The following is a 13,274-nucleotide window of genomic DNA, read 5'->3' as shown; positions in this document are numbered from 1 at the left end:
GGAGGGTGATTGCCGATGTCATACGATCTGTTCAGGGCAATAAAACGAAAGCGGCAGAAATCCTCGGGATTCATCGGACATCATTGTACGATAAACTCAATAAAGCAAAAACCGCTGCCAATGGCAGTGAAAACATGTGATTGACTAAGATAACAGCCTCAAGGTGTTATTTCCTGCATTAAAGTCTGCAATTTCTCAGCTGCTGATATCGCAACATATCGGCAGCAACAACATTACTCCCTGGCTTGCACCTGGACCCTGGTGTGCAGGAAAAACCCTACAGTGTAGAAAATATCCTACATTTTTCATGAAATTATGTAAGACAAGTCATTTATCAGTGGCTTGCTGCGCATCACTCTACTTGTTGTAGTTTTATCCCTACATCCAGTCTTCGCCATCCTGCCTCGCCGTAATTCTAAGTATTCATGCAATAACAGTAATATAAAAAATAATTTGTTATTGGCATCTCTATTGCATATGATTTTACATCTGTATGACAATGAGTACATTGCATCCAACAAGGAATTATAGAGATGAATCCCAATCAAGAAAAGGTCATGACACTCGAGGAGGCAATCGCCAGATATGTCACTGACGGTTGTCATATTTCGATCGGTGGCTTTACCGTCAATCGAAATCCCATGGCTGCCGTTTATGAGATTGTGCGGCAGGGTAAAAAAAATCTCCATTGTTATGCCCATTCGAACGGTACGGGTGTTGATGAGCTCATAGGCGCTGGATGTATTTCAAGGCTTGAAATTGCCTACGGCGGCAACGGCAAAGCGGCCCCGACATGCATCCGCTTCAAGTTGGCTGTACAGCGGGGAGAACTCCTCGTCGAAGATTACACAAATTATCAGATGGCGCTCCGCTTCCATGCAGGAGCCATGGGCACTCCCTTCAGCACCACGTTATCGGGATTTGGCACGGACATAATTGGAAAATGGGGATTTTCTCAAGATATGCGAGCGAAAGACCCTAAATTACCAAATAAAAAATTGGAAATTATTGAAAATCCATTTGGCACCTGGGGAGATGCGGCGAAGGTCATCGTAGTTCCTGCAATCAATCCCGATGTCACCATCATCCATGTCCAGAAGGCGGACAAGAATGGTACCTGCAGAATCGAAGGACTGAATTTTGCTGATATCGATCAGGTCAAAGCCGCAAAGAAGGTGATCGTAACCTGCGAAGAGATTGTCGATACGGATCAATTAAGAGAAAGGCCTGAGCACAATTCAATCCCTTTTATCCATGTAGATGCTGTTGTTCATGTTCCGTTCGGCGCCTATCCATCAGCATGTCACAACTGTTACGATTATGATCCCATCTATTTACGGCAAATCAGTCAATTTGCAAAAGATGACAAGCTGTACAAAGAATACCTGGCAAAGTTTGTTCATGGCGTCAAAAATCATCAAGGTCTTTTGAAACTGGTGGGCGAGGGGCAACTGGACAATATCTCCGCTGATAAGATAACAGGATATGCTATCGGTCTGGACAGGCGCTAAGTTGCAACCAGGAGAAATGAATTGATGGAGTATTCATTAAACGAAATGATGACGGTAATAGCCGCAAGAGAGATTCATGACGGCGATATTGTTTTTTGCGGTACCGGTATTTCCATGGTCACGGCCATGGCTGCCAAACATATCAACGCTCCGCACAGCATAATTTTTTTTGAAACTGGGACGATCGACCCAAAGCTTGAAGAAATTCCCATGGCTGTCGCTGACCCTCGTGTCATGTACGGGGCAGTCTCAAACAGCGGTTTGCTCGAAGCTTTTGCAACAATGCAAAATCGCAAAACCGGCAAACGGGTGATCGGTATCCTGGGATCCGCGCAGGTGGATAAGTTTGGTAACCTGAACTCAACCTGCATTGGTGATTATCATCAGCCGCAAATACGTTTTCCCGGAAGCGGTGGTGCCTGCGATGTTGCCTCATTCGTACCCCGTAGTCTTATTTTCATGCAGCACGAAAAACGAAAATTTCCGGTCAAGTTGGATTATCTGACAAGTCCCGGCTATCTGGATGGACCGGGGGCCAGGGAGAGGGAAGGGCTTTTGCCTGGTGGACCCACGGCGGTCATCACCAATCTTGGTGTTATGTATTTCGATAATGACACCAAGGAAATGTATCTTGCTTACTACTATCCTGGTGTAACTCCGCAAGATATTCTAGATAACATGGAATTTTCGGTGGATGTTTCGCGGGCAATCGAGGCAGCGCCTCCAACCGAGATGGAACTGACGATCCTGCGTGAAAAGGTCGATCCGCACAAATTAGTTCTATAGTACCGAAAACAGTACCGAAAACAACGTAGCCGATGCCGATGGTGTTCCGGTAAAGGATCAGGAGAGCTTCAGAGAGAAATTATTCTCTCTAAGGTAGTACAAACCACAGGAAAGATGGAAATAACAGCCAGAAATTACACTGAATAAAGGAGAAAACAATGCAATTTAAATTAAACGACGAACAGAAGATGATGCAGGACATGGCCAAAGATTTTGCAGAAAAGGAAATCTTGCCAAACCTTAAGGAAGATGAAAAAAATCACACCTTTCGCCCTGAGCTGGTTAAAAAGATGGGGGATCTCGGTTTCTTCGGCTGTGCGATCCCGGAAGAATACGGTGGCAATGGTTGCGGATTCTTCGAATCGGTTCTCCTCGGCGAACAATTGGCCAAGGTAAGCGGTTCCTGGCGGGTGCCCCTCAACATGCAGAATATCGGTCCGGCGATCACCGTCAATAAATTTGGCACCAAGGAGCAGAAAGAGCGTTTTATTCCGGCCTGGGTGAAAGGCGATTCTTTTGGCTTTTTCGCCATCACCGAACCAAATTCGGGGTCGGATGTTGCAGGTATGGGGACGACGGCCACCGATCGTGGCGACCATTGGGAACTGAATGGCCAGAAGATGTGGATCTCCAACGCCCATGTCGGTGATTATGGCCTGGTCTATGCGTTCACCGACAGGAGCAAGAAATACAAAGGTATGACCTGCTTTATTGTCAATCTGAAGGACAATGAAGGCATTGTAACTGCCCCGATCGAAACCAAGCTGGGACTCCATTGTTCGCCAACCGGCGAGATTGCATTTACCCAGGCCAGGATTCCAAAAGATTCGGTTCTTGGTGAGGTCGGGCAGGGCTTTCAAATCTGCATGTTCCAGCTCAACAACACCAGGGTCAGCTGTGCCTCAGGTGCACTTGGTATCGGCGGCGGCGCCATTGCGGCAGCCATCAATTATGCCAACGAGCGAACCCAGTTCGGCAAGAAGATCGGCAGCTACCAGATGATCCAGGCTGCGATCGCCGAAATGGTTGCCGAGCATGAAGCGGCCAAACTGCTGGTCTATCAGGCCGCCTGGCTGAAGGATCAGGGAATGCCCAACCAATACCAGACCTCGATGGCCAAGCTGTTCGCCTCTGAAGCAGCGGTTCACGCCGCCCTCGAGACCATGAAGATCTTCGGCAGCTATGGCTTTTCCACCGAATTTCCTGCCGAACGTTTCCTGCGCGATGCTCAGTCGCTGCGTGTCGTCGAAGGGACCAGCAATATTCAGAAAACGATTATTGCCGGAATTGCTCTCGGGGACAGTGAAAACCGTTAAACGAATCGGATGATAACGCTGGAATAGGTTGAGATTAAAGTCTTAAGTTGAAGAAAAGGAGATTGGTATGTCACGTCACCAAACACCATTACGTCCATATTTCGAGAGCATGCCTCCCATCGGCAGTGCTTTGAGTGATGTTGAGATTACACGTACAGTGGAAAATGTTGATTTGGTCAGGGAACAGGAACAACTTGTTGCCAAAGAGGTTGAGCGCGTTAAAAACGCTGGGATTCCTGCCAAAAAAATTCATGACCGCGGCGGCATGACCATTTACGACCGTCTCGACTATCTGGTCGATGCCGGGACATGGTGCCCTTTACATACACTCTACAATCCCCGCGACAATGAGGAAGGGTGTACCGGGGTTGTCAATGGAATCGGCAAGATATCCGGTAAATGGGCGGTAATCATCGGCTTTGATAACAAAGTCATGGCTGGTGCGTGGATATCGGGTCAGTCTGAGAATATTCTCATGGTTACCGATATGGCCAAACGGCTCAATATACCTCTTGTCTGGTTGACCAATTGCAGCGGTGTCAAACTGATGGAGCAAGAGACCGTCTACGCTGGACGGCGGTCGAGTGGTACCCCGTTTTTTCGTCATGCGGATCTCAATCACCTGGGAATTCCGATTTTAAACGCCATTTACGGAACTAATCCGGCCGGTGGCGGATACCAGGGGATTAGTCCAACGATACTGCTGGCCCACAAAGATGCCAATATCGCCGTTGGCGGTGCCGGCATCGTTGGCGGGATGAACCCGAAAGGACATTTCGATGTGGAAGCGGCAAAATCGCTTATCGACGCCACCAAAAGCTTTAAGGCCAAGAGTCCCGGCCGGGTTGAAACTCATTTTGATCAGACCGCATATTTCCGCGAGGTTCATGATACCGAACAGGGGGTATTGGATGGCATCAAGGAGTACATGCGGATGATGCCGGCCTATGATCCTACCATGTTCAGGGTTGCCGCACCGGCAACGCCGAAGTTTCCCGGCGAGGACCTCAATAGGATTCTTCCCGTCAATCAGAAGCGTCAATACGATGCCAAACAGATTCTCGCCCGTCTGACCGATAACAGTGAGTTTATGGAATATCGCTCCGATTATGGTCCCGAGGTCTTTACCGGAATCGGCAAGGTCGATGGTTTTCCCGTAGCCTTCATCGGCAATAATCAGGGTTTCTTCCCCGATTATCCGGAATACGCCAACAACAGCTATTTCGGGGTAGGCGGCAAACATTACCGCGAGGGGCTCATCAAACAGGGGGAATTCGTCACCCTCTGTGGGCGGGACAACCTGCCCATCGTCTGGCTGCAGGATACGTCCGGGATCGATGTCGGCGATCTGGCCGAGGAGGCCGAATTGCTTTCTCTTGGCCAGTCCCTGGTCTATTCGATCGAGCAGACCGAGCTGTCGATGATGTGCGTTGTTCTGCGTAAAGGCTCGGCTGCCGCGCATTATATCATGTGCGGGCCCCAGGCCAATAACAACAATGCCTTTACCCTCGGCACCCCCATGACTGAAATTTATGTCATGCACGGTGAGACGGCTGCCGCTGCTTCCTATGCACGGCGACTGGTCAAGGAAGAAGCCGCCGGCAACAGTCTCGATCCGGTTCTTGAGAAAATGAACCAGATGATCAAGGATTATCAGGATAAATCACGCCCAGCCTATTGCGCGATGAATGGATTTGTCGATGAAATCGTATCGTTGCCCGCACTGCGCAAATACATTCAGGCGTTTGTCGGGGCCAATTATCAAAATCCACGATCGATCACTCCGGTCCATCAAATGCTCCTTCCCCGAATAATCAAGGGATAGAGAGGGCCAACTGTAACATAAAGTTTTGCTGTACATGTCGAAACGACACCTGACAGGCGACATCTGTTGAACAAAAATCCGGAGCGTAGGTAGTGGCAAAGAGGAGATATAAAAATGAATAGAGCAGTAATTGTAAGTGGAAGCAGGACAGCAGTAGGAGCGTTTGGCGGTGCCTTGAAGGATGTGTCGGCGGTGCGTCTTGGGGCAACTGTGCTGCGGGAGGCATTAGAGAAAGTTGGTCTCCGGCCGGTGGCAGACGATGCAATGATTGGCGTCGGACCTGATAAGCTGCAAGGGCAGGGACCCATTGCCTTGGAGCTGGAGCATGGTTCCTGGGACAAGGGGTTGGCGCCGGTGGCCATTGACGAGGTTATCATGGGCAATGTCCTCCAGGCCGGGCAGGGACAGAATCCAGCCCGGCAGGCCATGATTACCGCAGGAATTCCTAAGGAAACTCCTGCCGTTACCGTGAACAAAATCTGCGGATCGGGCCTGAAGGCCATAGCCCTGGCTGCCCAGTCGATCATGGCAGGCCAGGCCGAGGTTGTGCTGGCGGGTGGCATGGAGAATATGAGCAGAGCCCCTCTGGCCCTGCCCAAAGCACGATGGGGCTATCGGATGGAAGTATCCGGTGTTGGTGAACTCACCGATCTGATGGTCTTCGATGCGCTTTATGAGATCTTTTATGGCTATCATATGGGTGTAACAGCTGAAAATATTACCAAATTATATGCAATCAACCGTGAGGATCAGGATAAGCTCAGTGTTTTGAGTCATTCTCGTGCCTGTCGGGCCATTGCCGATGGTCTCTTTACCTCGGAAATTGTTCCCATCAAAATACAGTCGAGAAAGGAAGAAATAATCTTTGCTACCGACGAGCGGCCAATGGCGACGACCATCGAGAAGATGGCCCGGCTGAGACCCGTTTTTGATCCCGCCGGGACCGTTACCGCTGGCAACGCTTCCGGTATCAACGACGGTGCCGCGGCAGTTGTCCTGATGAGTGAGGCAAAGGCCAGAGAATTGGGCTTGGAACCTCTTGTCACCATTGAAGGATTTGCCTCCGGAGGGCTCGATCCCGCCTATATGGGCCTGGGACCAGTGCCTGCAGTCCGCAAGGTACTGAAGCAGACCGGAATGAGCATTGCCGATCTTGACATGATTGAACTCAACGAAGCATTTGCCGCCCAGGCCATCGGCTGCATGCTGGAGCTTGGTATAGAAATGGAAAAAGCCAATGAGCTTGGCAGCGGGATATCTCTAGGACATCCTGTCGGCTGTACCGGAGCCAGGCAGATGGTTACGACCATGTACCAGATGCAGAGACAAGGCTATGGGACCGGACTTGTCAGTATGTGCATCGGAGGCGGCATGGGAATGGCCATGGTCGTGAAAAGATAAATCCAGCTGGCTCGACATGTCGAGCCAGCTGTAAGGATTAAACTTATTAATGGAAAAGGCACGTTATGGAAATACGAACAATAGGCGTCATCGGCGCCGGTCAGATGGGCGCCGGGATAGCTCAGGTTGCCGTGACAAACGGCCTTCGTGTCATCTTAAATGACATGAACGATGAGTTCGTCAAGAATGGCACACAGCGGATAGCGGATAGTCTGCAACGTCTTGTCAAAAAACGCCGATTATCAGAAAATGATCGCATGCAGGCACTCGATCGCGTCAGAGTAAGTGTCGACCTGAAAGATATGGCTAATGCCGATTTTGTGGTCGAGGCCGCCTCCGAGAATGAGCAGGTCAAATTCAAGCTCTTTCAGGCGCTGGACGATATTTGTCGGGATCAAGTAATTTTAGCCTCCAACACCTCATCTATTCCCATCGGCAGGATCGCTGCCACAACCCGAAGACCGGATAAAGTGATTGGTATGCATTTTATGAATCCGGTACCGGCAATGCAATTGGTAGAGATAATCCGCGGCCTCGCCACCTCTGACCAGACATATGAAAGTACTCGTGACCTTACCGAAAAGCTCGGCAAAACGCCGGTGCAGGCGAACGATTTTCCAGGATTTATCGCCAACAGGGTTTTGCTGCCAATGATAAATGAGGCAATCTTTTGTGTTTACCATGGCGTCGGCGATTGTGAGGCTATCGATACAGTAATGCAACTGGGCATGAACCATCCCATGGGGCCGCTGGCCTTGGCGGACTTGATCGGCCTCGATACCTGTCTGGCGATTATGGAGACCTTGCACCAGGGGCTGGGGGATCCGAAATACCGTCCTTGCCCGCTGCTGCGACAATATGTCGAGGCCGGATGGCTGGGTCGCAAGTCCGGGCAAGGTTTTTACACCTATGAATGAACAATTCAATGACTTTTGGAGGATGCGGAGATGACCGAACTGGCAATTCAAGATCGCTATGCTGATGAATTCGCCCATTGCTATGGCTGCGGAAGACTCAATGAAGACGGTCTGAAGATTAAGAGCTATTTGGATGGCGAGGAGACCGTTTGTCGTTTTACTCCCAGTCATAAGCATTCAGGCGGCTATCCGGGCTTTCTCTATGGCGGCATGATTGCCTCCCTTATGGACTGTCACGGGGCCGCGACTGCCTGGGCAGCCAAGGCCAGAACGGAACCGGACACTCCGTTGACCCGGTTTGTCACCGCATCTCTGAAGATCGATTTTCGTGCTCCGACACCGATAAACATAGAGGTCGAGATTCGGGGAAAGGTCAACACGATCAAGAGGAGGAAGGTTTTTGTCGACCTGACTCTGTCAGCCGATGGAAAGTTGTGTGCCGAAGGGTCTGCGGTGATGGTCCAGATCCCTAGCAATAAACTGGAAGGTTAACATGGAAGCGACCCGTGAAATATATTGGAATGTAGGGCACGGCTGGACAACGCTGGTGCCGATGTACCTGTTCACTGCAGCCGCGATAGGTGTACTGGTTTACGGCGGAATGCAGCGGCTGAAGATATATCGATTGGGAAAACCGATCGATCGCACCGATGACCTGTGGCAGAGAATCGTCGACGCGACCGTGACCGTGCTGGGACAGGCAAAAGTCATCAGAGTCCGTTGGCCGGGCCTCGCCCATGGAGCTTTTTTCTGGAGCTTCTTCGTGCTGTTCATCGGCACCGCGCTCATTGTGCTGCAGGCGGATTTCACTGATCTTCTCTTTGACATCAAATTTTTAAAAGGCACTTTTTATAAAATATTCTCCGTATCCCTGGATGTCGCCGGCCTTGTCGCCCTTCTGGGGATGGGAGCCTTGTTTGTCCGGCGCTATTTTATTCAATCCGGTACCCTTGAAAGCACCTGGAATGATGCCTTCATGCACGGATTGCTCTTTTTGATACTGCTCACCGGCTTTGTGATCGAAGGCGCCCGGATGGCGGTGACGGAACTGGGTACTTCGCTTGCTTACTGGTCTCCGGTAGGACTGGTGTTCGCCAAAGCCATGTCCGGGATGGACGCGACGGGGTTGCAGCAGTTGCATGCCTTTACCTGGTGGTTCCACCTGCTGCTGGTCATGGTGTTCATTATCTCGATTCCATTCACAAAATTTCGACACATGGTCACCATTGCCGTAAACATGGTTCTGGCGGATCGAGGGCCGACCGGCAAACTGCAGACCATCGAACTGGAAAATGAAGAGGTGGAAAGCTTTGGGGCGGTGCAACTGACCGATCTTACATGGAAAGATATCTTTGATACCGATGCCTGTATCAAATGCCAGCGCTGTCAGGACAGGTGTCCGGCATATGCCACCGACAAGCCACTGTCGCCGATGAAAATCATCGACGACATGGGCCGGGTTGCTTTTTCTCCCCAACCGGATGCCAATCTGATTGAGACAATCGGCAAGGACGCCCTGTGGGCCTGCACGACCTGTCGCGCCTGTCAGGATATCTGTCCGGCCGGCATCGAGCATGTCGGCAAGATCGTCGAGATGCGGCGGAATCTGGTCCTCATGGAAGGAGAGTTCCCCGGCGACGAAGTGATGACCGCCATGGAGCAGACTGAGGTCAACGGCAATCCCCTGGGGATGGGCTATGCCTCGCGCGGCGACTGGGCCGAAAATCTGGGGATCAAGACCCTCGCCGAGGAGCCGGAGGCTGATATTCTCTACTTTGTCGGCTGCTACGCCAGTTTCGACAAGCGCAACATCGCCGTCGCCCGCAGCTTCGTCAGCCTCTGCCAGGCCGCTGGGGTCAAGGTCGGCATCCTCGGCAAGGAGGAAAAGTGCTGCGGTGAGCCGATGCGCAAGATGGGCAACGAGTACCTCTATCAGTCTCAGGCGATGGAGAATATCGAGGTCATCAAGGCGTACGGGGTCAAAAAAATCGTCACTACCTGTCCGCATTGCTACAACACCCTGCAAAAGGATTATCGGGATCTAGGGTTGGAAGCCGAGGTTGTCTCCTATGTGGTCTTCCTGGAACAGCTGATCACCTCCGGTCGCCTGCAGCTCAAGGCTGAGGGCTTTTCCTGTACCTATCATGACTCCTGCTATCTGGGGCGTCACAATGGCATCTACCAGGCCCCTCGTGCGCTCATTGCCAAGGCCGGCGGCGTTGTTACCGAGATGGACCGGAATCGCGACCAGGCGTTCTGCTGCAGTGCCGGCGGCGGCCGGATCTTGGCCGAAGAGAAACTGGGAAGTCGCATCAATATCCACAGGGTGCAGATGGCAGCGGCGGCGAAGGCCGATGTGCTGATTTCCAACTGTCCTTTCTGCCTGACCATGTTTGAGGATGGGGTGAAGGGTGCGGAGGTGGAGGAGTCTCTTCGTCCACGTGATATCGCGGAGATCCTGGCGGAACGAATTGTCCAGCCGTCGGCACAGACATGAACGGAAAGTTGTCAGGGGAACCGCTCAGGCGAACCTGTCGAGGATAAAAAAATCTATATTTTTCAGATGTTGATTACTGACTAAAGGAGAACATTATGAATATTCTGGTTTGTATCAAACAGGTTCCCGATATGGAATCGAAATTCAAGGTCAATGGACAAGGAAGCTGGTACGACAGCGCCGACCTGGCCTGGCGGATGAACGAATATGACGAATATGCGGTTGAGCAGGCAGTGCAATTAAAGGAGCAGACGGGTGGAGACTTGACCGTGCTGTGCATTGGTCCCGAACGGGTGAAGGAGACGATGAAGAAGGCACTGGCCATGGGCTGCGACCGGGGATTTCATGTGGCCGATGATGAAAGCTTTTCAAAAGACCCTTTTTCCATTGCATCAATTATTGCCGAGCATGCCGGAAGCAAATCCTATGACGCGATCTTCACCGGGTTGCAATCGCAGGACCGGGGAAGTGCTCAGGTGGGAGTACTGGCGGCTGAGACACTTGGCATACCCTGTGTGACAACGATTGTTGACTTTGTCTTTGAAAATGGAACCATCACGGCAAAACGGGAGCTTGAAGGTGGAGTGAAGGCGGTGGTGAAAGTACCAGTCCCCGCACTTATGACCTGTCAACTTGGTCTCAACACTCCGCGTTACCCTACGCTGCCCAATATTATGAAGGCCAAGAAAAAGGAACTGCTCAGCGTTCCGGTGACAGATCTGTTGAAAACCTCGGCCGTCCAGGAGACCAAGGTCCTGTACTTCCCTGAAAAGAAAGGCGGCGGTCTCGTCCTCGAAGGGGATCTCACCGAATTGGCAGACAAATTAATCAAGATTCTTAAAGAAAAAACCGCAGTTCTGGCTTAGGGAGCATCTGATGAAAACATTACTTGTTGCTGAATATAGAGAAGGGAAGTTGCAAAGCGGCGTATACGATCTGATAGCCTTTGCAAAAAAAGTTGACGCGGAGAGTGCAATGTTTCTCGTCGGCAGTGAAAACGAGCTGCCCAAGTTTGAGGGGACAGTATATCTTGCCGATGCAGCAAGCTGCGGCGAATTTAACCCGGATGTCCATAAACAACTGCTGCTGGAGACGATCGACAAAGTCAAACCGGATATGGTGATCTTCTGTCACTCTTCTTATGGCTGGGACCTTGCCCCGAGGGTGGCGCATGCCTTGAAAGCTGCCCAGATATCCGAGGTAGTGGATTTCATCGACGGGCTTCCTGTCGTGCCGGTCTGCAACTCCAAATTGCGCCGCAAGGTCGCTCCAAATACCGACATTACCGTGTTGACCCTGCAGGCTGGGGCATTCAGTTTGACAGATGAACCGACAGGTAATCCCACGGTTGAAAAGATCAGTTCCAGCGCAGTCGGCAAGATTGAATTCACCGGTTATGAATATGCCGAGAAAGGCGGGGTCGACCTGACCAAAGCGTCGGTGATCGTCAGTGCCGGACGCGGCATAGGCAAGCCGGAGAATATTGCTATTGTTGCCGCTCTGGCCAAGGTTCTGCGTGGAGAATACGGCGCCAGTCGACCGGTCGTAGATGCTGAATGGGCGGAACATAACCGCCAGGTCGGCACTACCGGTCAGACAGTTTCCCCGAAGTTATATGTTGCCTGTGGTATTTCCGGTGCAATCCAGCATCTCGCCGGGATGAAAAAATCCGAATTTGTGGTAGCGATCAATACCGACAAGGATGCACCCATTGGGGAAGTTGCCGATGTCCTGGTTGTTGCCGACCTGAAACAATTTATCCCGGTACTCACTGAGAAGATCGGAGCGATGTAGGGAGTAGGTGGAATCCACATCATGCAAAATAGGTGTTTGTGGGATTCATTATTATTCCTCATGCGTGGAGAGTCATAGTTTTAAACCAACTCTCCACGTGGTTGTTTTATAGAGTACTTGATGATTCCACACGACAGGAACATTGGGGACATTCAACGCCATCGGCGGAGGAATCCTATCTCATTGACCTCTAAACCGGATTTCTCATGAACATAGTGTATGATTTTCAAATGAAAGAAAAATATGTTTAACACATTGGAATATCATTCAATTTATGAAAATTGACACAATGTTCATGAGAAATCTGCGCTAAGGCAAAAGCGACGCGATCCGGAAATGGCTGGGTGGTCCTGGAGATAACTGATTATCGACAGGCCCCCCTGTAACAGAACTGAGGCAAGAATCCAATGATATTTGAAGGTGTCAAACTTATGGTCGTTGGCATGGCCACCGTCATGCTCTTTCTCTTGATGATGATTATCCTTATCAACTTTGTGGCGTTCTTGACCAGAAAAGCTGCAGCGCGCGAAATTCAGGCAATTGCCAAAGATCGAGCCCTACGGGCTGAGAGCAGAATAAAAGCACAAGAAGTTCCTGTGGGACAAGAAGTTGCTGTGGGTAATGGAGGTGTGGAATTTGCAGTTATTGCCGCAGCCATTGCCGCCTACGAGGATGAAATGTGTATCGAGAAATAACTTTGAATATGAACTTTTCGGGGATAGTGAGTGTTTTCTGCCCCCTAACTCGAAATAGAAAATCCACCAACAGAGTCACAGCTTAAATATTAAATATTCTAGGCGAGGAGAGGAACTGTGAGCAATAAAGGGAATGAAAAACTGAACAAGACTGCCCCGGCTGTTCCCGCAGCTACAGGGACGCGCAATTACATCATCACTGTTAACAACCAATCATACAACGTTTCTGTCGTAACTGTGGACGGTGCCCAGAATTTATCTGTGACGGCCTCAGAGGCAGGTGACATCAAGGCCGCTCCCGCCAGTGCATCCGCCCCGGCCGCTGCTGTCGCTCCAAAGAAGGAAGGAACCGATGTGGAGGCGCCGACTCCCGGTACCATCATCAAAGTCCTGGTTGATATAGGCGCGAGAGTTGTCGTGGATCAACCTCTGGTACTCATGGAAGCCATGAAAATGGAAACCGAGGTCAACTCGCCCTGCGCCGGCAAGATTCTGGCAATCCACGTTGCCGGCGGTGATAGTGTCCAGGCCG

General features: G+C 50.9%; 13 protein-coding genes. All 13 read left to right on the top strand.

Annotation, left to right across the window (positions count from 1 at the left end):
- Positions 1-5: 5 nt before the first annotated feature.
- On the top strand, positions 6-140 hold the full coding sequence (locus ACYQ8U_RS21750; RefSeq protein WP_459947670.1) for a helix-turn-helix domain-containing protein: 135 nt from the start codon (positions 6-8) through the stop codon (positions 138-140).
- A gap of 393 nt (positions 141-533) precedes the next feature.
- Positions 534-1,511: a CoA transferase subunit A gene (locus ACYQ8U_RS21745; RefSeq protein WP_459947669.1), complete on the top strand. Its 978-nt coding sequence runs from the start codon at positions 534-536 to the stop codon at positions 1,509-1,511.
- Positions 1,512-1,535: 24 nt separating this feature from the next.
- A complete protein-coding gene (locus ACYQ8U_RS21740) occupies positions 1,536-2,297 on the top strand; it encodes a CoA-transferase subunit beta (protein WP_459947668.1) in 762 nt (253 codons plus the stop codon).
- Positions 2,298-2,455: 158 nt separating this feature from the next.
- The gene (locus ACYQ8U_RS21735) at positions 2,456-3,613 is read left to right on the top strand and encodes an acyl-CoA dehydrogenase family protein (RefSeq protein WP_459947667.1); all 1,158 of its coding nucleotides are present in this window, start codon (positions 2,456-2,458) and stop codon (positions 3,611-3,613) included.
- A gap of 67 nt (positions 3,614-3,680) precedes the next feature.
- Positions 3,681-5,438, top strand: a complete 1,758-nt coding sequence (locus ACYQ8U_RS21730) for an acyl-CoA carboxylase subunit beta (RefSeq protein WP_459947666.1) — start codon at positions 3,681-3,683, stop codon at positions 5,436-5,438.
- Positions 5,439-5,552: 114 nt separating this feature from the next.
- Positions 5,553-6,839, top strand: coding sequence for a thiolase family protein (locus ACYQ8U_RS21725; RefSeq protein WP_459947665.1), 1,287 nt, complete (start codon positions 5,553-5,555; stop codon positions 6,837-6,839).
- 65 nt (positions 6,840-6,904) lie between these two features.
- The gene (locus ACYQ8U_RS21720; protein WP_459947664.1) at positions 6,905-7,756 is read left to right on the top strand and encodes a 3-hydroxybutyryl-CoA dehydrogenase; all 852 of its coding nucleotides are present in this window, start codon (positions 6,905-6,907) and stop codon (positions 7,754-7,756) included.
- Between the two features lie 30 nt (positions 7,757-7,786).
- Entirely contained in the window at positions 7,787-8,248 is a 462-nt protein-coding gene (locus ACYQ8U_RS21715) for a PaaI family thioesterase (RefSeq protein WP_459947663.1), read from the top strand.
- A 1-nt stretch (position 8,249) separates the two neighbouring features.
- Positions 8,250-10,253 (top strand): heterodisulfide reductase-related iron-sulfur binding cluster, encoded by a 2,004-nt coding sequence (locus tag ACYQ8U_RS21710; RefSeq protein ID WP_459947662.1) that lies wholly within the window; start codon positions 8,250-8,252, stop codon positions 10,251-10,253.
- A gap of 95 nt (positions 10,254-10,348) precedes the next feature.
- The gene (locus tag ACYQ8U_RS21705) at positions 10,349-11,119 is read left to right on the top strand and encodes an electron transfer flavoprotein subunit beta/FixA family protein (protein WP_459947661.1); all 771 of its coding nucleotides are present in this window, start codon (positions 10,349-10,351) and stop codon (positions 11,117-11,119) included.
- A gap of 10 nt (positions 11,120-11,129) precedes the next feature.
- On the top strand, positions 11,130-12,047 hold the full coding sequence (locus ACYQ8U_RS21700; RefSeq protein ID WP_459947660.1) for an electron transfer flavoprotein subunit alpha/FixB family protein: 918 nt from the start codon (positions 11,130-11,132) through the stop codon (positions 12,045-12,047).
- Positions 12,048-12,454: 407 nt separating this feature from the next.
- Positions 12,455-12,742, top strand: coding sequence for an OadG family transporter subunit (locus tag ACYQ8U_RS21695; protein WP_459947659.1), 288 nt, complete (start codon positions 12,455-12,457; stop codon positions 12,740-12,742).
- A gap of 117 nt (positions 12,743-12,859) precedes the next feature.
- A partial coding sequence (locus tag ACYQ8U_RS21690; RefSeq protein WP_459947658.1) for a biotin/lipoyl-containing protein occupies positions 12,860-13,274 on the top strand: 415 nt, incomplete at its 3' end.

The sequence above is a fragment of the Desulfocastanea catecholica genome, assembly GCF_054657295.1.
The sequence above is the reverse complement of the archived record's forward strand: the minus strand, read 5'-3'. Positions and strand labels throughout refer to the sequence as shown.

Coding starts and splice junctions, on each gene's coding strand:
- ACYQ8U_RS21710 (WP_459947662.1), top strand. CDS start 8,250: ATGGAAGCGACCCGTGAAATATATTGGAATGTAGGGCACGGCTGGACA.
- ACYQ8U_RS21700 (WP_459947660.1), top strand. CDS start 11,130: ATGAAAACATTACTTGTTGCTGAATATAGAGAAGGGAAGTTGCAAAGC.
- ACYQ8U_RS21745 (WP_459947669.1), top strand. CDS start 534: ATGAATCCCAATCAAGAAAAGGTCATGACACTCGAGGAGGCAATCGCC.
- ACYQ8U_RS21715 (WP_459947663.1), top strand. CDS start 7,787: ATGACCGAACTGGCAATTCAAGATCGCTATGCTGATGAATTCGCCCAT.
- ACYQ8U_RS21720 (WP_459947664.1), top strand. CDS start 6,905: ATGGAAATACGAACAATAGGCGTCATCGGCGCCGGTCAGATGGGCGCC.
- ACYQ8U_RS21695 (WP_459947659.1), top strand. CDS start 12,455: ATGATATTTGAAGGTGTCAAACTTATGGTCGTTGGCATGGCCACCGTC.
- ACYQ8U_RS21740 (WP_459947668.1), top strand. CDS start 1,536: ATGGAGTATTCATTAAACGAAATGATGACGGTAATAGCCGCAAGAGAG.
- ACYQ8U_RS21705 (WP_459947661.1), top strand. CDS start 10,349: ATGAATATTCTGGTTTGTATCAAACAGGTTCCCGATATGGAATCGAAA.
- ACYQ8U_RS21725 (WP_459947665.1), top strand. CDS start 5,553: ATGAATAGAGCAGTAATTGTAAGTGGAAGCAGGACAGCAGTAGGAGCG.
- ACYQ8U_RS21735 (WP_459947667.1), top strand. CDS start 2,456: ATGCAATTTAAATTAAACGACGAACAGAAGATGATGCAGGACATGGCC.
- ACYQ8U_RS21730 (WP_459947666.1), top strand. CDS start 3,681: ATGTCACGTCACCAAACACCATTACGTCCATATTTCGAGAGCATGCCT.